The organism is Streptomyces sp. NPDC088194 (genome assembly GCF_040702025.1).
GTDB lineage: Bacteria > Actinomycetota > Actinomycetes > Streptomycetales > Streptomycetaceae > Actinacidiphila.
Window position 1 is genome coordinate 17,205 of the sequence record NZ_JBFBIV010000021.1, and the last position, 17,509, is coordinate 34,713.

The following is a 17,509-nucleotide window of genomic DNA, read 5'->3' on the forward strand; positions in this document are numbered from 1 at the left end:
GAGAGGAGTCCGCGCGCCATGGCGACGCACCGTAAGGCTCGTACCGCGCTACTCAGCACCCCCGGTCCGCGTGCCGCCGTGGGGCTCACCACGGCGGCACTGGCCACTGTGACGCTGCTCAGCGAGAGCGCGAGCGCCACCCCCGCTCCCACCAAGCCCAAGCAGCCGTCGATCAGCACGGTCAAGAAGCAGGTCGACTCCCTCAACCAGCAGGCCGAGGCCGCCACCCAGAAGTACGACCAGGCGCAGGAGCAGACCGACCAGCAGAACACCAAGGTCAACAAGCTGCTCGCGCAGGTCGCCCAGAAGACGCAGAAGCTCAACGACTCGCGGCGCGTGCTGGGCGAGTTCGCGGCGGCGCAGTACCGCAGCGGCGGCGACCTGACCACCACCCGCTACCTGCTGTCGGAGAACCCGCAGGACCTCGCGAACGAGATCCACCTCGCCAACGTGATGGGCAAGCGGCAGCAGGCGGCGGTCGAGGACTACCAGACCCAGCAGGTCGCGGTCACCCAGCAGCGGATCGAGGCGGCCAAGAGCCTGGCCTCGCTGACCGCGCAGCAGGGGCAGCTCAAGTCCGCCAAGCAGGACGTGCAGACGAAGCTGGGCGCGGCGCAGAAGCTCCTCAACAGCCTCAACGCGCAGGAGAAGAAGCGGCTGGCGGAGCTTCAGGCCAAGCAGGAGGCCGAGGCGAAGGAGAAGGCGAAGAAGCTCGCCGCGCAGGAGAAGCAGAAGGCGGAGGCCGCCGCGAAGGCCGCCGCCGCCAAGGGCACCGACGCGCCCGTCGCGCCGGTCAACTCCTCGGCCGCCGACCAGGCCATCGCCTTCGCCCGGAAGCAGATCGGCAAGCCGTACGTGTGGGGCGCGACCGGCCCGGACTCGTACGACTGCTCGGGGCTGACCCAGGCCGCCTACAAGGCCGCCGGGATCGACCTGCCGCGCACCACCTACGACCAGGTGGACGTGGGCACCCGGGTGTCGGAGGCCGACCTTCAGCCGGGCGACCTGATCTTCTTCTACAGCGACGTCAGCCACGTCGGCCTCTACATCGGCAACGGGGAGATGATCCACGCCCCGCACACCGGCACCGTGGTGAAGATCGCCCCGATCACCGAGATGCCCTTCTACGGGGCCGTCCGTCCGTAATGGAGCATCCCGACCGGGTCGCCACCGGATGACCCGGATGACCGATAAGGCGCCGGGGCGAAGTATCCGGCAAAACCCAAGGTCACAAAGCGATTTCGGTCACATTGCAATCCAAACTTCCCAAGACCCGGCGAAGTTGACTACGGTAGCCCGCTAGGTGGTCCGCCTCCCGTCGGCGAAGGTCCGGCAGCGAACCATCTCCGCCTAATCCGGCCGGCGGCCGGAACCGGGGACCCACAGGCACTTTGGGGTGAATCGGGGTGGACGCGACGAGCGTTCGACCCGTAGGGCGACCTTCCCCGCCCGAACCCGTCAGCTAACCCGGTCGGCGGTACCCGGAAGGAGTCGTCTCCTTGGCGTCGCATCGCAAGCCGCGTACCCCGATACTCGCGTCGACCGGCACACGGGCCGCCGTCGGTATCACCACCGCGGCCCTGGCCTCGGTCACCTTGATGAGCGAGACCGCGAACGCGGCGCCCGCGAAGCCCTCCATCGCCGAGGTCAAGAAGCAGGTCGACTCGCTGAACGAGCAGGCCGAGGTCGCCACGCAGAAGTACGACCAGGCCCAGGAGGACACGGCGGCGCAGCGCACCAAGACCAACCAGCTGCTCGCCCAGGTCGCCGACAAGACCCAGCAGATGAACGAGTCCCGGCGGGTGCTGGGGCAGTTCGCCGCCGAGCAGTACCGCACCGGCGGTTTCGGTGCCACCACGCAGCTGCTCTTCTCCGACGACCCGGAGAGCTTCCTCTCGCAGAACCACCTGCTGGACCGGATGACCGCCACTCAGGAGCAGGCGCTCAAGACGTTCAAGATCCAGCAGGAGCAGGCGTCGGTCCAGCGGGCCCAGGCCACCGCGAGCCTCAAGAAGCTGACCGGTTCGCAGAGCACGCTCGCCACGCAGAAGAAGAACCTGCAGACGAAGCTCGCCGCCGCGCAGAAACTGCTCAACAGCCTCAACGCGGAGCAGAAGAGGAAGCTCGCCGCGATGCAGCCCAAGACGTCGACCTCTTCGTCGTCCTCGTCTTCGTCCTCGTCGTCCGGCTCCAGCTCGACCTACAAGTACAACGGGCCCGCGTCCGGCCGCGCCGCCGCCGCGATCCAGTTCGCGCTCGCCCAGCGCGGCAAGCCGTACTACCGCGGCGCCACCGGCCCGGAATCGTACGACTGCTCGGGGCTGACCCAGGCCGCCTACCACGCCGCCGGGATCACCATCGGGCGCACCACCTGGGACCAGGTCAAGGACGGCACCGCGGTCTCCAAGGCCGATCTGCGCCCGGGCGACCTGGTGTTCTTCTACTCCGGCATCAGCCACGTCGGGATCTACATCGGCAACGGCAACATCGTGCACGCCCCGCACACGGGCGCGACGGTCGAGGTCGCCCCGATGGACTGGATGCCGTTCGCGGCGGCCCGCCGCATCGCGTAAGCGGGCGTGCGGCGGCTGAACGCAGGCCACGTCAGCACGTAATGGGTAAGGGCCGGTCTCCAGGAGACCGGCCCTTACCCATGGCCTTCGTGCCCCACCCCGCGGCTCAGGCCAGCACCAGCAGGTCCATCCAGCTCGTCGCCGGCGCCGCCGGATCGGCCGCCCGCAGCCGTGCCATGCCGCGCTCGAAGTCCTCGTCGCTCAGCGCCCGCAGCTTGGAGTCGGTGTCCCGGCGCAGCAGGCGGGCGTAGTGCCCGAGGCTCGGCGCGCTCTCCTGCGGTACGGCGACCAGTCGGCGCCGTACGAACCCGGCGGCCGCGAAGTCGGCGCAGACGCCGTCCACCGTCCGGTAGCCGTCGATCTCCGCCACCGTCTCGGGGAAGAAGCGGACCCGCAGGTCGCGGTCGGCCCGGCCGGGGAAGAGGTTGCGGATCAGCACCGGCGCGCCGGGCTTCAGGGCGCGGCGCAACTCGCGGGCGGCGGCGGGCAGATCGGGGATGTGGTGGAGCACCGAGCCGAGCCAGGCCGCGTCCGCGCCGCCGTCCGGCACCGGCAGCGCGTCGGCCCGGCCGGCCAGGGCCTCGATGCCGGGGCGGCCGTCCGTCGCGGGGACCCGCGGGATGAGCGCGCGCATCGCCTCGGCCGGTTCGACCGCCACGACGTGGACGCCGAACCAGTCGTGCAGCGCGGCCGCGAAACCCCCGGTGCCGGCACCGACGTCGAGCACGGTCATCCCGGGGGTGAGCCCGGGGGTGCGCTCAGCCGCCGCCTCGACCGCCGCCTCGATCGCCGCCCGCCACGCGGCCAGCCCGGCGCGTGGGACCTCGCGGGCCAGCCGGTACTGCTCGGCGGTGGCGCGGTCGTAGGAGATGCCGGTCATCGCGGTCAGGTCCAGAGCACGGCGATGAAGATGTTGACGACGGTCAGGCCGCCGACCGCGCCGAAGGAGGCCGCGTCGACCTTCTCCTCGTCGCGCTTGACGTAGACGAGCCCGAGGATCACCAGCAGCACGACCAGCTTGATGCCCAGCTTCACGTTGCTGAGGTGCCGGTCGTCGGCGTGTGCGAGGCCGACCAGCGCCACCCCGGTGACGAGCATCGTGCCGGCCCCGTAGAGCATGCCGGGCACGAACCGCGGCTCGGCGCTGCCCCGGCCCATCGCCTTGAGTTGGGTGAGGAAGCCGCCCAGCAGCGCCGCGATGCCGATGATGTGCAGCCCGACAAAGACATTGATGAGGGTGTCCATGGGCCGGACCCTACGGCGCGTATAGCAGCGCGCGGCGGGCGGGGTGCCGTATCGCGGGCTTCGGTCGGCGGGCGCCCGGATGCGGGCGGGTCACCCGTCGAACGGCGGTCGAATCCGGTCGGCCGCGGCGGAAAGCGGGCAGTCCCGGACACCTGCCCCGGACGGCCCCCGGGGCAGGTTTAGCGTCACTGGCAGGTGGCCGGTTCCCTTCGCCGTCGGTACGTCGTCGGCACGGCCGCCCTGCCGACGTCCGGCGGTGCCGCGTCCCCCCGTAACGCGGCGCCGCCGGGCCCGCCCTGCCGAAGGAGTGACGGCCGCATGGCCTCGCACAGTCGCCGGAGTCGCCACCGCCGCGGCCCGGTCCCCGCTGACCGCGTCACGGACCGCACCGCCGCCCGGCCACCGCTCGTCTCACGGGCGACCGCCCGCGCCGCGCTGTCGCTGGCGCTGGTGTCGGCCGCGTCCGTCAGCCTGCTCGGCGAGAGTGCGCAGGCCGAACCGGGCCCGGCCGCCGCCGGCGCCACGACGGCGTCCGGAGCGGACGGCGCGGACGGCGCGGACGGCGCGGACGGCGCGAAGGAAGCCGACGGCGCGAACGGCCCGAATGGCGCGAACGGCCCGGCCGGTTCCGTCACGGCGGTCAAGGCGCGGGTCGACGCGCTCTACCAGCAGGCGGAGGCGGCGACACAGCAGTACGACGGCGCGCGGCAGAAGGCCGCCACCGCCCGCGCGGCGGTCACCGACCTCCAGGACGAGCTGGCCCGCAAGACCGCGCAGCTCAACACGACCCGGGACCGGCTGGGTTCGATCGCGACCGCGCAGTACCGCTCCGGCACGCTGGACCCCGCCCTGCAACTCGCGCTCAGCTCCTCGCCCGAGACCTACCTCGCCCAGGTCGGCGCGCTGGACCGGATGGGCGACCGGCAGGCCGCCACGCTCGCCCAACTGGCCGGGCAGCGAAGGGACATCGAGCAGACCCGCGCCGAGGCGGACGGCAAGCTCGCCACCCTCAAGGCCGCGCAGGGCCAACTCGCCGACCGCAAGCGGACCGTGCAGACCGCGCTGCACCAGGCGCAGGTGCTGCTGGACTCCCTCACGCCGGCCCAGCGTGCCACCGTCGACGGCTCCGACGGCGGCGCGGACGCGAACCGCTCCGGCGCCCCCGGCTCCGGCACCGCCACCCGCGGCACCTCCCGGCCGCCGCTCGACGCCTCGCCCGCACCCTCCGCGCGCGCCGCCCAGGCCGTCGCGTTCGCCTACCGCGCCATCGGGCTGCCCTACGTCTGGGGCGCCACCGGGCCCGGCTCGTACGACTGCTCCGGCCTCACCCAGGCCGCGTGGAGGGCCGCGGGCGTCTCCCTGCCGCGCACCACCTACACCCAGATCAACGCCGGCACCCGCGTGGCCGAGTCCGAACTGCGCCCGGGCGACCTGGTCTTCTTCTACTCCGGCATCTCTCATGTCGGCCTCTACATCGGCCACGGCGAGATGATCCACGCCCCGCACCCGGGCGCCCCGATCCGGATCGCCCCCATCTCCGAGATGCCCTTCGCCGGCGCCACCCGCCCCGCGTGACCGGCTAACGGAGCCGGAACACCGCCACGTCGTAGCGCTCCGACACGGGGCGCGGCCGTACGAGCGGCTCGGCGTCCGCTCCGGCTCCGGCTGCGGCTGCGGCCTCGGCTTCTGCTTCGGCTTCTGCTTTCGCGTCAGCGGCCAACCGGGCCAGCCCCGTGGCGAATTCGGCCTCGGTGAGGTGGGTGAACTTCGACTGCGGGCGCGTTACCAGCCGTTGGTGGTACGCCCGCAGGCCGGCGGCGACCGGCTCGGCGTGCGAGCTGATCCGTACGACCTCGAACCCGTGCGCCGCGAAGTCCGCGCGGACGTCCGCCTCCGCGGGGAAACGGACGCGGTCGATGTCGAGCAGCCGCGGCCAGTAGGTGTAGACGACGGCGTCCAGCCGCTCCCGGAAGGTGGTCCGGACGACCACCACCCCGCCGGGCCGCAGCACCCGCGCCAACTCCCGTGCGCAGGCGCGGCGGTCGGGCAGGTGGTGGATCACCCGCGAGAGCAGGGCGAGGTCGACCGAGCGCGGGCGGAGCGGCACCGCCTCGGCGCGGCCCGCCGCGAAGTGCAGGCGGTCCGGGCGGTGCGCGGCCGGGTGCAGCCGATGTGCTTCGGCGAGCATCGCGGGCGACGGCTCGACGCCCACCACGAGGCGCGCGTCCGTCCACCGGGCCAGCGCCGCCGCGAACATGCCGGTGCCGGCGCCCACTTCCAGCACGCGCGGCGCCGGGACGGGAGCGCAGTCCGCGATCAGTCCGGCCCAGGCGCGGAGCGAAGCGTCCGGCATGTCGTTTCCCGCGTGGTAGGAGCCGGCGAGCCGCCGGTCCTCGTACACCTGAACCATGTCAAGTACCTCTCTGTCGAGTGGGAGGCGAGGATCACCGGCGGCCGGACCCGCGCGCCGGGTCGGCTGTCAGTGCGGGGTCGGCAGTCAGCGCGGGCCGGTCTTCAGCGCAGAGCGGACCGTCAGCGCAGTGCGACCCGGCTGGGGCCGTTGAAGGGGGCCAGCGACAGCACGGTGGACGGCGTGCGCAGCCCGTCGTGGTCCGCGAAGAGCGCGCGGGCCTCAGCGAAGGGCACCTCGTCGCCGGTAACGCGGGCGGCGGTGTCGTAGAGGTCGCGGATCTCGTCGCCCATCTCGTCGTCCGACCCCGCGCCGGTCCCCCAGACGTCCCACAGCAGGGTCTCGACCTTGTTGAGGGCGGCCAGGTCGAGCCTGACGTTGCCGGCCACGAACCACGCGCCCACCATCGGCCCCTCCGGCAGGTGGAGCCCGAAGGACTTCGGGTCCGCCCCGTCGGCGCGGATGAGCTGCCACGCCTTGCCCGCGACCAGGAAGCGGTCCCTGGGCACGTCGGTCGGGTCGAACGGCATCGAGTACCGCTCGGGGTCGACGATCTGGGCATCGGCCAGCAGCCAGCCGCGCTGGTCGTCCCAGTACTCGGTGACGACGTGGTCGAAGTGGAACCCGTCGTCGCCGAAGTAGTCGGCGAACCCGGAGCGCAGCCGCGCGGGGATGCCGACGTGGCGCAGCAGGGAGACGTGCAGGAGGGTGAAGTCGCGGCAGATCCCCACGAACCGGTCGGCGAACTCCCGCCGCTCCACCAGCGGCGCGCCGTTGCGGTTCACCACCAGCCGCAGGATGTCGTCGACGTAGCGGGTCTCCGCGTCGTCGCGCATCCGGTCCTCGGCGATCGGCACCCCGAACTGGCCGCCCTCGACCCGGTGGACCATCACGTCCCGCACCACCCGGGCGAGTTCGCCGACGTCCCTGGGGAGGTCGGTGTACCAGCCGACCAGCTCGCCGGGGTCGGAGAAGCTGCTCTGCGAGGCGTAGAAGGCGGCTTCCTCTGGGGCGAGGCGGTCTGCGGTCATGGTGGAGCCCCCTGCCTGCGGCATTCGACTGTGACGTCGACCATCGGCCACGTTTTCGAAGGGTGGGTCGGCGCACCCCACCGTGCCAAAAACCGGGCCGCACTGTCCAGGGGTTGGGCCGAGGCCGGCCCGAGGCCGATCCGGGGGCGGCCCGAGGGCACGCATCTGCCGGGCGCCCACCGGATGGCGACCGGGCGCCCACCGGATGGCGGCCGGGCGCCCGGCCGGGCCGTGCTTGACCTTCCCCCTGGGACAGGGCCCATCGTGGTCGTACCGGCCGCCGACCAGGCCGGTTCCCCGGGCCGCCCGCCCGGCCACGCATCGGAAGGACGACCGGGATGACCACTGCGTGCCTGATCCTCGACATCGGCGGGGTGCTGGAACTGACCCCGCGCACCGGCTGGGACGCCGCCTGGGAGCGGCGGCTGGGGCTGCCGGCCGGCGCGGTGGACCAGCGGCTGGAGGCGGTGTGGACGGCGGGCGGGTCCGGCGCCATGACCGAGCCGGAGACCCGGGCCGCGGTCAGCGCCGAGCTGGGCCTCGACCCGGCCCGGACCGACGCGTTCTTCGCCGACCTGTGGACGGAGTACCTGGGCACGCCGAACACCGAACTGATCGCGTACATAAGGGAGTTGAAGGGCATCTGCACCCTGGGCATCCTCAGCAACAGCTTCGTCGGCGCCCGGGAGCGCGAGGAGGAGCGGTACGGCTTCGCGGCGCTGGTGGGCGGCGCGGACGCGGTGGTCTACTCGCACGAGATCGGGTGGTCCAAGCCCGATCCGCGCGCCTTCACGCTGACCTGCGAGCGGCTGGGGGCGCGCCCGGCGGACTGCCTGTTCGTGGACGACCTGGCGGCGAACGTCGAGGCGGCTCAGGCGCTCGGCATGTCGGCGGTGCTGCACACGGACAACGCGACGACGCGGGAGCGGATCGCCTCCCACGTCGCGGCCGCGGCCTGACCCGGGCATGGACCTGCTGACCATCGGCGCCTTCGCGAAGGCGGCCCGGCTCTCGCCGAAGGCGCTGCGGCTGTACGACGACCTCGGACTGCTCCCCCCGGCCCGGGTGGACCCGGACACCGGCTACCGCTTCTACGCCCCCGAACAGCTCGAACGGGCCCGGCTGGTGGCGTGGCTGCGCCGGCTGGGCATGCCGCTGGCCCGCATCCAGCGGGTGTGCGCGTGCGCCACCGACGCGGCCGCCGCCCAGGAGATACGCGGGTACTGGGCGCAGGTGGAGGCGGAGACCGCCGCGCGGCGGGACCTCGCCGGCTTCCTGCTCGCCCACCTCGACCGCGCGCCGCACGCCGGAGCAACCGGCCGCCAAACGCCCGACACCCAAACGCCCGACACCCAAGAGCACGGCCCCCAAGAGCACGGCCCCCGAACACCTGGCCCTTCAGAAGGGAACGCACCCATGCCCGACACCACTCTGACGTTGCGCTACTCCGCCCGCTCCGACACCGGTCTGGTCCGGCCCGGCAACCAGGACGCGGTGTACGCGGGCGACCGCCTGCTCGCGGTCGCCGACGGCTTCGGGCCGGCCGGCGCCCCGGCCAGCGCGGCCGCGATCGAGGCGCTCGCCGACCTGGACACGGGCGCACCGCTCCCGCCGGGCAACCTGCTCAACGTCCTCCAGGACGCGGTGGAGGCAGCGGCCCGCGCGGTCGGGACCGCGGCACCCGCACCCGTACCGACATCCGCACCGTCCGCACCACCCGCACCCGGCACGGCCCCCGTCGGCACCACGCTCACCGCCATGCTGTGGACCGGAACCCACCTCGCCCTGGTGCACATCGGCGACAGCCGGGCGTATCTGCTGCGCGACGGCGAGCTGTTCCGGATCACCCACGACCACACCCTCGTGCAGTCCATGATCGACGACGGCCGGCTCACCGAGGCCGAGGCGGCCTCCCACCCGGACCGGTCCCTGCTGCTGCGGGCGCTGCTGTCCGACGGCCCGCCGCCCACCGCCGACCTGAAGCTGCACGCCCCGCGGCCCGGCGACCGCTACCTGCTGTGCTCCGACGGGCTGCCGGTGGTCGCCGAGCCGGCCGACATCCGCCGGGTGCTGATGGAGGAGGCCGAACCCGACGAGGCCACCCGCGCGTTGATCGCTCTCGCGAACGGCGCGGGCGGCCCCGACAACGTGAGCTGCGTGGTGGCGGACGTGGTCGCCCCCGCCACGCCGTAACTTCCGTCAGGACTCCCGTCAGGAATCCGTCAGGAATCACCTCAGGGGCGCCCCGGACCGTCAACCGGCCGGGGCGCGCTGCTCACTTGAGGCCGACGTGGCTGCCCGCGGCCGAGACCGCCGGGGTGGTCGACGTGCCGGCGAAGGAGAACCGCCAGTAGCCGTCGGCCGTCGCCTTGTAGGTGGTCTTCAGGTTGCCGTGGCTGTCGGTCTTCACCGTCTTGAGCGTGGTGTAGGTGCTGCTGTTCTTCTTGCGGAACTGCAGCTTGACCGGCTGGCCGGTGTAGCCGGCGTACTTGTGGGTGTCCCAGTTGGCGCGGCTGAGCTTGCCGGTGACGGTCACGGTGCCGCCCTTCTTCACCGGCTTCGGCTTGGCGCTCGCGGTCAGCGTCGCGTAGCGCTGGATGGCCGGCGCGTGCTGGCCGGTGAGCGCGGCCTGCCCGATCTTGCTCGGGTCCGGGTTGTCGCCGTCCTGGCCGTTGAGCGCGACCGCCCAGGCCACCGAGTGCCAGCCCGTGCCCGGGTCCTTCAAGGTGAGGTCCTGGCCCGGGTAGATGTCCACGGTGCCCTTGCAGCTCTCCACCGTGACCACGGAGTTCGCGGAGCTGGTGGAGGAAGTGACGCTGCACTTCGGCGGGTTGTCACCGAACAGGTCGTTGCTCGGGGTGTTCGCCGAGCCGCGGTAGAGGTCGACGCCGGCGTAGAAGTCGGCCGCGCGGACGTCGACGTTCGTGGCGGTGAGGGTGAAGCTGAAGGGCACGTGCACCGTGTTCGTCGTGCCGACGACCACGGCCGGCTTGCCGTTGTCGACCTTGAGCTGGGAGAAGGTCACGGCGAGCGGGTACGGCTCGGCGGCGGCGGTCGCGGCCGAGGCAGCGGCCGAAGTCGCGGCCGAAGTGGCTTCCTTCACCGCAGGCTTGGCGGCGGACCTGGCCTCCGGCCCGGCGGCCGAGGTGCCCACCGCGAACCGGTGGACGGACGCCCAGCCGCCGTGGGCCGGAAAAGCGCCGGAAGCGCCGGAAGCGCCGGTCGCCTGTGCGGCCGGGATCGCGACGGCAGTCAGGGCCAGTGCGCCCGAGACGACTGCGACGGCCGCGGTTGCGCGTATACGCATGGATTCTCCGCTTGAGCAGCGTCACGGCGGCCGGGAGGCCCGGCCGCCGTGACGAGAGGAATCAAGAGCCTTGTGGCTCACCCTGCTTGACGGGCCCGCGCCCGCACACGTTGCACGAGCTGTGAAGTTTCTGTGAGAACTTGTCCGACATAAAGGACCAATCGCCGTTCCCCGCGCCGCCGAAGGTCACGGTTCGGGCATTCCGACCGTCGCCGCCCCGCACCGGCGTAGTGTCTACGCTCGCCCGATGAGCCGACCCGACGGGAGAACCACCGATGCAAGCCCTGAAGGCGAGTTGGGGCGACTGGATGGCAGCCTTCCAGCAGCGCTACGACCGGCTGCCGCGCACGGCGCCGGACGTCCGCTGTCCCAACTGCGGTGCCCGCGAGCTGAATCTGACCTTCTGCGGTCTGCCCGCCGACCGCGTCGGCTACGCGTCCTTCTGGTGCGACGGGTGCCTGACCGGCATCCACCTCAGCCGCTGCGCGGTGCCGGACGACGTCCCCATGGACTCCGTGCACACCCCGGTGGAGGAGCGCACCGCGCACACCCCCAACTACGTCCTGGTCTGGCCCACCGACGAGGACGAGTGAGCCGTCGCCGCCCGGCCCGGCCCGCTCTTCGCGACCCGCGCGCTCAGACCAGCCGCCGGGCGGTCGCCCAGCGCGTCAACTCGTGCCGGTTGGAGAGCTGGAGCTTGCGCAGCACCGCGGAGACATGCGACTCGACGGTCTTCACCGAGATGAACAGCTGCTTCGCGATCTCCTTGTAGGCGTAGCCGCGGGCGATCAGCCGCAGCACCTCGCGCTCGCGCTGGGTGAGCCGGTCCAGGTCCTCGTCGACGGGCGGGGCGTCGGTGGAGGCGAAGGCGTCCAGCACGAAGCCGGCCAGCCGGGGCGAGAAGACCGCGTCGCCGTCGCGCACCCGGAAGATCGAGTCGACCAGGTCGGGCCCGGTGATGGTCTTGGTGACGTAGCCGCGCGCGCCGCCGCGGATGACGCCGATCACGTCCTCCGCCGCGTCGGACACCGACAGCGCGAGGAAGCGCACCGGCCGGTCCGGGTCCGCGCTGAGCGCCGCGCACCGCCGCAGCACCTCCACCCCGCCGCCGCCGGGCAGGTGGACGTCGAGCAGCACCACCTCCGGCCGGGTCGCGTTGACGACGGTGACCGCCTGGTCCACGTCGGCCGCCTCGCCGACCACCTCGACCCCGGTCTCCGCGGTGACGCCGATCTCCGCCTGCACCCCGGTGCGGAACATGCGGTGGTCGTCGACGAGGACCACCCGGACCCGTCGTTCGTCTCCCGTGGGCGTAGTCATGCCACCGCCACCCTCTCCATCTCGAGTTCGACTTCCGTGCCGCCGCCGGGCGCGGCCCGCAACCGGGCCTCGCCGCCGTTGCGCCGCATCCGTCCGATGATCGATTCTCTTACGCCCATGCGGTCGCCGGGAACCTGGTCGAGGTCGAAACCGGGACCGTGGTCGCGTACGGAGACGAACACCTTCGCCTCCTCGACCTCGGCGTAGACCTGGACCGCGCCGTCGCCACCGTACTTCGCCGCGTTGACCATGGCCTCGCGCGCGGCCTGCATCTGCGCCGCCAGCCGTTCGTCGAGCGGGCAGTCGCCGACGCAGACCACCTCCACCGGCACGCCGTGCGCGTCCTCCACCTCCGCGGCGGCGGCCCGTACGGCGTCGGCGAGCGTGGTCGGCTCGTCGTCGCGGCCGGTGCCCTCGGGGCGGTAGAGCCAGGCGCGCAACTCGCGTTCCTGGGCCCGGGCCAGCCGCGCCACCTCGCGCGGCTCCTCCGCGTGCCGCTGGATCAGCGTGAGCGTGTGCAGCACCGAGTCGTGCACGTGGGCGGCGACCTCCGCGCGCTCCTGGGCGCGGATACGCATCAGCCGCTCCGCGGACAGGTCCTGCGTCATCCGCACCAGATACGGCCCGGCGATCAGCGCGACCCCGACCAGCACGGCGAGCGCGGCCTGGAGGATGCCGCCGAGGTGGCTGCCGGAACCGCGCACCACGATGAAGCCGGTCACCCCCGCGATCACCAGCACGATGCCGCCCGCGGCCCGTACCAGCGGCCAGAACCGCTTGCCGTGGCTCATCTCGACCCAGCGCGCCTTGCGGGCGTTGTCGGCCTGCCGCCACACCAGCGCGACGCCGGCGCCGATCAGCAGCAGCGGCCACACCGCGCGGTTGGCCGCGCCGAGGTTGAGGTTGTCCACGAGGATGCCGGTGCCGCCGGCCAGCGCGATCAGGGCCATGATCTGGCCCTTGTCCGGACGCTTGCCCGCCAGCCAGGACCGGGCGTCGCGCGGCTCCTTGGCCTCGGAGACACCGCCGACGCCGAGCGGCACGAAGAACCAGAACACCGCGTAGAGCAGGATGCCGATGCCGTTGAAGACGGCGAGCAGCACGAACAGGGCCCGTACCCACAGCACGGGCAGCCCGAGGTGGCCGGCCAGCCCGCGCGCCACCCCGCCGACCATCCGGCCCTCGGAGCTGCGGTAGAGCTTGCGCACACCGGACCCCGCCGGTTCGGGCGGGGTGAGGAAGGACGCTCCGGAGACGCCGCCGGACGGTCCGGGCGGCGGCGGGGTGCTGGCTGACATACCCCGATCGTCACACAAGCACGTCCTCGCGGGCATCAGGGTGAACCCCCGAGGATTGCCCGGCCCGACCCCCAGGGAGCGTCCGGGGCGGGATCAGGGTCGTACCAGGGTCGGGGCGGGTGCCGGTACGGCGGCGGACGGGCGACCATGGTGTCCATGACCGACGACCCCACCGAGACGAGCGCGGCCCGTAACCGGGCCACGGACCGGGACGAGGTCCGCGGCGAGGTTCGGGACGAGGGCGCCGGTGCGCCGCCCCCCTCGCCCGCGGACGAGGCCCCGCCGCCGGCCGGCGCGACCCGGGACGACCGCGGCACCGACGCGGGCGGCACGGACACCGGCACGCGGTCCGGCAGCACCCGCGCCTCGCACGGGGACGACGGCAAGGACGGCGACGGCGAGGGCACCTCCGACGACAGCCGCCCGCAACTCCGGCGCGGCCACGGCAAGGACAAGGTGCTGGCCGGCGTCTGCCACGGCGCGGGCCGCTACTTCGGCGTCGACCCGGTCATCTTCCGTATCGTGCTCGCCGTCCTCGCGCTGACCGGCGGCATCGGTCTGATCATCTACGGCCTGGGCTGGCTGGTCATCCCGCAGGAGGACGAGGAGGAGAGCGAGGCGCACCGCCTGCTCTCCGGCCGGATCGAGGGGGCGCCGCTGACCGCCGTGCTGATGGCACTGGTCGGCTGCGGTCTGTACGCCTCGATGCTCGGCAACGGCGCCAACCAGGCGTTCTCCCTGATCCTGCTGGCCGCCACCGTGGCCGCCGTGTACTGGTCGCAGCAGCGGACCAGGATGCAGGCGGCCGGCGAGACCCCGCTCGCGGCGGCGAGCGCCGTCGCCGACGCACCGCCCGCCGCGCAGGCGCCGCCCGAGCCCGGCAGCGCCCCGTCCTGGTGGCGCGACCCGCTGACGAAGGCGCCGCCCTACCTGTGGGGCCCGGACGACGGGCCGTACCAGGCGGCGGACCGGCAGGCGTGGCGGGAGCGGAAGAGGAAGACCCGCAAGGAACGCCAGTGGCCGTTCGGCCTGGTGGCCTTCCTGCTGGCGGCGACGGCCGCGGGCGTGGGCACCTGCGTGGCGGTGCACCGGACGTCGGTGGGCAGCAGCGTGGAGATCGGACTGGCGTCCGCGCTGGGCGTGTTCGGCGTGGCCTACCTGATCGCGTCCTTCGCGGGGCGGCCGCGCGGCCTGACCGCGTTCTGGTCGCTGCTGACCATCGCCGGCCTGATCGGCGCCGCCTCGCTGCCGAAGGACCAGGAGGGGTGGACCAGCCGCTGGACCCCGGCCACCGCGACCGCGATCCAACCGTCGTACGTGCGCGGCGCGGGCGACGGCGTCCTCGACCTGCGGACCGTGCCCCTGGGCAACCGCACGGTCAGCACCCGGCTGGACGTGCACGTGGGCGAGGCAGAAGTGAAGCTGCCGCCGAACGCCACGGTGGTCCTGACCTACCACATCGGCGTCGGCGACGTGCTGCTGCCGGGAAAGAGCCACAGCGGAGTGAACATCAGGAGCGGCACCCACGACACCGAGGTCTACAGCCCGAGGCCGGGCACCCCGTCGACCGGCACCATCGACCTCACGGTCAAGGTCGGCGTCGGAGATCTGCGGGTGGTCCGGTGAAGCGGCACCGTTTTGAACCGACCGCCCTGGTGATGGGCCTGGTCCTGATCGGCCTGGCGGTGGCCTTCTTCCTCGACGTGGCCGGCGTGGGGAACCTCTCGGACCCCAACCTGTCGATCCCCGTCGCGGGCACCTGCCTCGGCCTGGTGGTGGCGACGGGGGTCGTCACGCAGGGGGTGCGGACCGTACGGGCCCTGCGGAAGCGTCGATCCCCTCGGCGGTAGCCGCCGCGGACCCGGCCGCCCCGGCGACGGCGGCGCCGGCGCCCGCACCGGTGCGCCGCTTCCTGATCAGCAGGTCGATCGACAGGTAGGGCGTGCCCGCCAGCACCAGCGGCAGCCATGCCATCAGGTAGGCGAGGTCGTTGCCGTAGTAGTAGGGCGTGGTGGACCAGCTCACGGTCAGCCACAGGCTCAGCGAGATCAGCGCGCCGCCGAGCGCGGCGACCCGGCCGAGCAGCCCGAAGAGCACGCCGAGACCGGCCGCCAGCTCGCCGAGCGCGATCGCGTATCCGAAGCCGTGCGGCGCCTTCAGCGCGAGGTCGACCATGGCCGGGATCGCCGCGGAGTCCCGCACGCCGTGCAGGGTCTGCAGCAGCGAGCCGTTCGCCGAGTCGGTGAAGAAGGTGTTGCTGGTCAGCTTGTCGAGCCCGGCGTAGGTGAACGTCACACCGAGAAAGATCCGCAACGGCAGCAGTGCGTAGCGACGTGCGGTCTCCCGCCACATCTCCAGCATCGTCTCCCGCCTCTCCCGCCGCTCTTGGTGGGGTGGAAGTCGTCTTCCGTTGCAGCGGCGTCAGGGGGTCATACGTATACCGGCGGGCTGTGACTCAACCCGGCGGGACATTTCCCGGCCCGCCGCACCGGCCGCCGCACCTGCTGCCGCAGCGGACCGCCCCCTGGCGCGAGACCGTACGGGGGCGGTGCCCGCTCACTCCCACTCGATGGTGCCCGGCGGCTTGCTGGTGACGTCGAGCACGACCCGGTTCACGTCGGCGACCTCGTTGGTGATCCGGGTGGAGATCCGGGCCAGCACGTCGTACGGCAGCCGGGACCAGTCGGCGGTCATGGCGTCCTCGGAGGAGACCGGCCGCAGCACCACCGGGTGGCCGTAGGTGCGGCCGTCGCCCTGGACGCCCACCGAGCGGACGTCGGCGAGCAGCACCACCGGGCACTGCCAGATGTCGCGGTCCAGGCCGGCCGCGGTCAGCTCCTCGCGGGCGATGGCGTCGGCCTCGCGCAGCAGGTCGAGGCGGTCCCTGGTGACCTCGCCGACGATACGGATGCCGAGGCCCGGGCCGGGGAACGGCTGCCGCTGGACGATCTCGTCGGGCAGGCCGAGCTCCTGCCCGACCATCCGCACCTCGTCCTTGAAGAGCTTGCGCAGCGGCTCGACCAAAGCGAACTGGAGGTCCTCGGGCAGGCCGCCCACGTTGTGGTGGGACTTGATGTTGGCGGTGCCGGTGCCGCCGCCGGACTCCACCACGTCCGGGTAGAGGGTGCCCTGCACCAGGAACTCCACCGGCTGGTCGTCCGGCGCCTCGGCGATGATCTCGGCCTGCGCCTGCTCGAAGACCCGGATGAACTCCCGGCCGATGATCTTGCGCTTCTGCTCCGGGTCGGACACCCCGGCGAGCGCGGCGAGGAACCGCTCGGAGGCGTCGACGACCTTCAGCCGCACCCCGGTGGCGGCCACGAAGTCCTTCTCGACCTGTTCGGTCTCGCCCTTGCGCATCAGGCCGTGGTCGACGTAGACGCAGGTCAGCTGGTCGCCGATGGCGCGCTGCACCAGCGCGGCGGCGACCGCGGAGTCCACCCCGCCGGACAGTCCGCAGATCGCCCGCCGGTCGCCGACCTGGGCGCGGATCGCGGCGATCTGCTCGTCCACCACGTTGCTGGTGGTCCACTCCGGCTTGATGCCGGCGCCGCGGTAGAGGAAGTGCTCCAGGATCTGCTGGCCGTGTGTGGAGTGCATCACCTCGGGGTGGTACTGCACGCCGTACAGCCGCTTCTCGTCGTTCTCGAACGCGGCGACCGGGACGACGTCGGTGCTCGCGGTGACGGTGAAGCCGTCGGGCGCGGCCGAGCAGGCGTCGCCGTGGGACATCCACACCGACTGCTGGGCGGGGGTGCCCTCGAAGAGGGTGGAGCCGGGCTTGGAGACCTCGAGCGCGGTCCGGCCGTACTCGCGGGCGCCGGTGTTGTCGACGGTGCCGCCGAGTGAGGTGGCCATCAGCTGGAAGCCGTAGCACATCCCGAAGACGGGTACTCCGGCCTCGAACAGCTCGCGGTCCAGGCTGGGCGCGCCCGGTGCGTAGACCGACGAGGGGCCGCCGGACAGGATGATCGCGCTCGGCCGCTTCGCCAGCATCTCGGCGACCGGCATGGACGAGGGCACGATCTCGCTGTAGACCCGCGCCTCGCGCACCCGGCGGGCGATGAGCTGGGCGTACTGCGCGCCGAAGTCCACGACCAGGACGGTGTCGGTGGCGGCGGCGTCGGGAGCGGGGTCGGCTGGGGTCGCTGAGGACACGGGCGGCCTTCCGGCGAGGGTGCGGGAGTGTGCCGCCAGTCTACCCAGCGCCGGGCGGCTCCCCCGACGGCGCCCGCCGCCCCCACCGCTTCCGCCCGCCGCCCCGCCCCGCGCGCCCAGCGCCACACCGTCCGACGCAGCCCCCACCGCACCGCCGCCGCACCGCC

At 72.8% G+C, this 17,509-nt stretch carries 17 protein-coding genes and 1 riboswitch; of the genes, 8 read left to right on the forward strand and 9 right to left on the reverse strand.

Annotation, left to right across the window (positions count from 1 at the left end; all coding sequences use genetic code 11):
* Positions 1–18 precede the first annotated feature (18 nt).
* Positions 19–1,146, forward strand: a complete 1,128-nt coding sequence (locus AB0399_RS13900) for an NlpC/P60 family protein (protein ID WP_366411431.1) — start codon at positions 19–21, stop codon at positions 1,144–1,146.
* A 191-nt stretch (positions 1,147–1,337) separates the two neighbouring features.
* A riboswitch (cyclic di-AMP (ydaO/yuaA leader) is annotated at positions 1,338–1,493 on the forward strand.
* A gap of 6 nt (positions 1,494–1,499) precedes the next feature.
* Positions 1,500–2,573 carry an NlpC/P60 family protein gene (locus AB0399_RS13905; protein ID WP_366411432.1) on the forward strand — a complete coding sequence of 358 codons (1,074 nt, stop codon included), beginning with the start codon at positions 1,500–1,502 and terminating at the stop codon, positions 2,571–2,573.
* 106 nt (positions 2,574–2,679) lie between these two features.
* On the opposite strand, the gene AB0399_RS13910 is transcribed toward AB0399_RS13905, so the two are convergent.
* Together AB0399_RS13910 and AB0399_RS13915 are read right to left on the reverse strand one after the other, a co-directional pair.
* Positions 2,680–3,453, reverse strand: a complete 774-nt coding sequence (locus AB0399_RS13910) for a class I SAM-dependent methyltransferase (RefSeq protein WP_366411433.1) — start codon at positions 3,451–3,453, stop codon at positions 2,680–2,682.
* A 5-nt stretch (positions 3,454–3,458) separates the two neighbouring features.
* On the reverse strand, positions 3,459–3,818 hold the full coding sequence (locus AB0399_RS13915) for a hypothetical protein (protein WP_329365671.1): 360 nt from the start codon (positions 3,816–3,818) through the stop codon (positions 3,459–3,461).
* A 318-nt stretch (positions 3,819–4,136) separates the two neighbouring features.
* Between AB0399_RS13915 and AB0399_RS13920 the strand changes: the two genes are divergently transcribed.
* Complete coding sequence (locus AB0399_RS13920; RefSeq protein WP_366411434.1) at positions 4,137–5,393, forward strand: NlpC/P60 family protein; 1,257 nt, start codon at positions 4,137–4,139, stop codon at positions 5,391–5,393.
* 4 nt (positions 5,394–5,397) lie between these two features.
* Here AB0399_RS13920 and AB0399_RS13925 read toward each other — a convergent pair whose 3' ends face one another.
* Both AB0399_RS13925 and AB0399_RS13930 read right to left on the reverse strand, forming a co-directional pair.
* Positions 5,398–6,228 carry a class I SAM-dependent methyltransferase gene (locus AB0399_RS13925; RefSeq protein ID WP_366411435.1) on the reverse strand — a complete coding sequence of 277 codons (831 nt, stop codon included), beginning with the start codon at positions 6,226–6,228 and terminating at the stop codon, positions 5,398–5,400.
* A 122-nt stretch (positions 6,229–6,350) separates the two neighbouring features.
* On the reverse strand, positions 6,351–7,259 hold the full coding sequence (locus AB0399_RS13930) for a transglutaminase-like domain-containing protein (RefSeq protein WP_366411436.1): 909 nt from the start codon (positions 7,257–7,259) through the stop codon (positions 6,351–6,353).
* A 338-nt stretch (positions 7,260–7,597) separates the two neighbouring features.
* Between AB0399_RS13930 and AB0399_RS13935 the strand changes: the two genes are divergently transcribed.
* Together AB0399_RS13935 and AB0399_RS13940 are read left to right on the forward strand one after the other, a co-directional pair.
* The gene (locus tag AB0399_RS13935) at positions 7,598–8,218 is read left to right on the forward strand and encodes an HAD family phosphatase (protein ID WP_366411437.1); all 621 of its coding nucleotides are present in this window, start codon (positions 7,598–7,600) and stop codon (positions 8,216–8,218) included.
* A gap of 7 nt (positions 8,219–8,225) precedes the next feature.
* A complete protein-coding gene (locus tag AB0399_RS13940) occupies positions 8,226–9,452 on the forward strand; it encodes a MerR family transcriptional regulator (RefSeq protein WP_366411438.1) in 1,227 nt (408 codons plus the stop codon).
* 82 nt (positions 9,453–9,534) lie between these two features.
* On the opposite strand, the gene AB0399_RS13945 is transcribed toward AB0399_RS13940, so the two are convergent.
* Complete coding sequence (locus tag AB0399_RS13945) at positions 9,535–10,566, reverse strand: hypothetical protein (protein WP_366411439.1); 1,032 nt, start codon at positions 10,564–10,566, stop codon at positions 9,535–9,537.
* Between the two features lie 275 nt (positions 10,567–10,841).
* Between AB0399_RS13945 and AB0399_RS13950 the strand changes: the two genes are divergently transcribed.
* A complete protein-coding gene (locus AB0399_RS13950; RefSeq protein WP_329365696.1) occupies positions 10,842–11,159 on the forward strand; it encodes a hypothetical protein in 318 nt (105 codons plus the stop codon).
* A 43-nt stretch (positions 11,160–11,202) separates the two neighbouring features.
* Here the strand turns inward: AB0399_RS13950 and AB0399_RS13955 are convergent, their stop codons facing one another.
* The gene (locus tag AB0399_RS13955; RefSeq protein WP_328468210.1) at positions 11,203–11,886 is read right to left on the reverse strand and encodes a response regulator transcription factor; all 684 of its coding nucleotides are present in this window, start codon (positions 11,884–11,886) and stop codon (positions 11,203–11,205) included.
* Positions 11,883–13,184, reverse strand: coding sequence for a PspC domain-containing protein (locus tag AB0399_RS13960; RefSeq protein ID WP_329365699.1), 1,302 nt, complete (start codon positions 13,182–13,184; stop codon positions 11,883–11,885). Before AB0399_RS13960 ends, AB0399_RS13955 begins: the two co-directional genes overlap by 4 nt.
* A 156-nt stretch (positions 13,185–13,340) precedes the next feature.
* Here AB0399_RS13960 and AB0399_RS13965 point away from each other — a divergent pair, with 156 nt between their 5' ends.
* A complete protein-coding gene (locus tag AB0399_RS13965; protein ID WP_366411440.1) occupies positions 13,341–14,810 on the forward strand; it encodes a PspC domain-containing protein in 1,470 nt (489 codons plus the stop codon).
* Positions 14,807–15,034, forward strand: coding sequence for a hypothetical protein (locus tag AB0399_RS13970; RefSeq protein WP_329365702.1), 228 nt, complete (start codon positions 14,807–14,809; stop codon positions 15,032–15,034). The genes AB0399_RS13965 and AB0399_RS13970 overlap by 4 nt, the downstream gene beginning before the upstream one ends.
* Here AB0399_RS13970 and AB0399_RS13975 read toward each other — a convergent pair.
* Both AB0399_RS13975 and guaA read right to left on the reverse strand, forming a co-directional pair.
* The gene (locus tag AB0399_RS13975) at positions 14,976–15,545 is read right to left on the reverse strand and encodes a DoxX family membrane protein (protein ID WP_366411441.1); all 570 of its coding nucleotides are present in this window, start codon (positions 15,543–15,545) and stop codon (positions 14,976–14,978) included. The genes AB0399_RS13970 and AB0399_RS13975 overlap by 59 nt on opposite strands.
* A 195-nt stretch (positions 15,546–15,740) precedes the next feature.
* Complete coding sequence (gene guaA, locus AB0399_RS13980) at positions 15,741–17,342, reverse strand: glutamine-hydrolyzing GMP synthase (RefSeq protein WP_366411442.1); 1,602 nt, start codon at positions 17,340–17,342, stop codon at positions 15,741–15,743.
* Between the last annotated feature and the right edge of the window lie 167 nt (positions 17,343–17,509).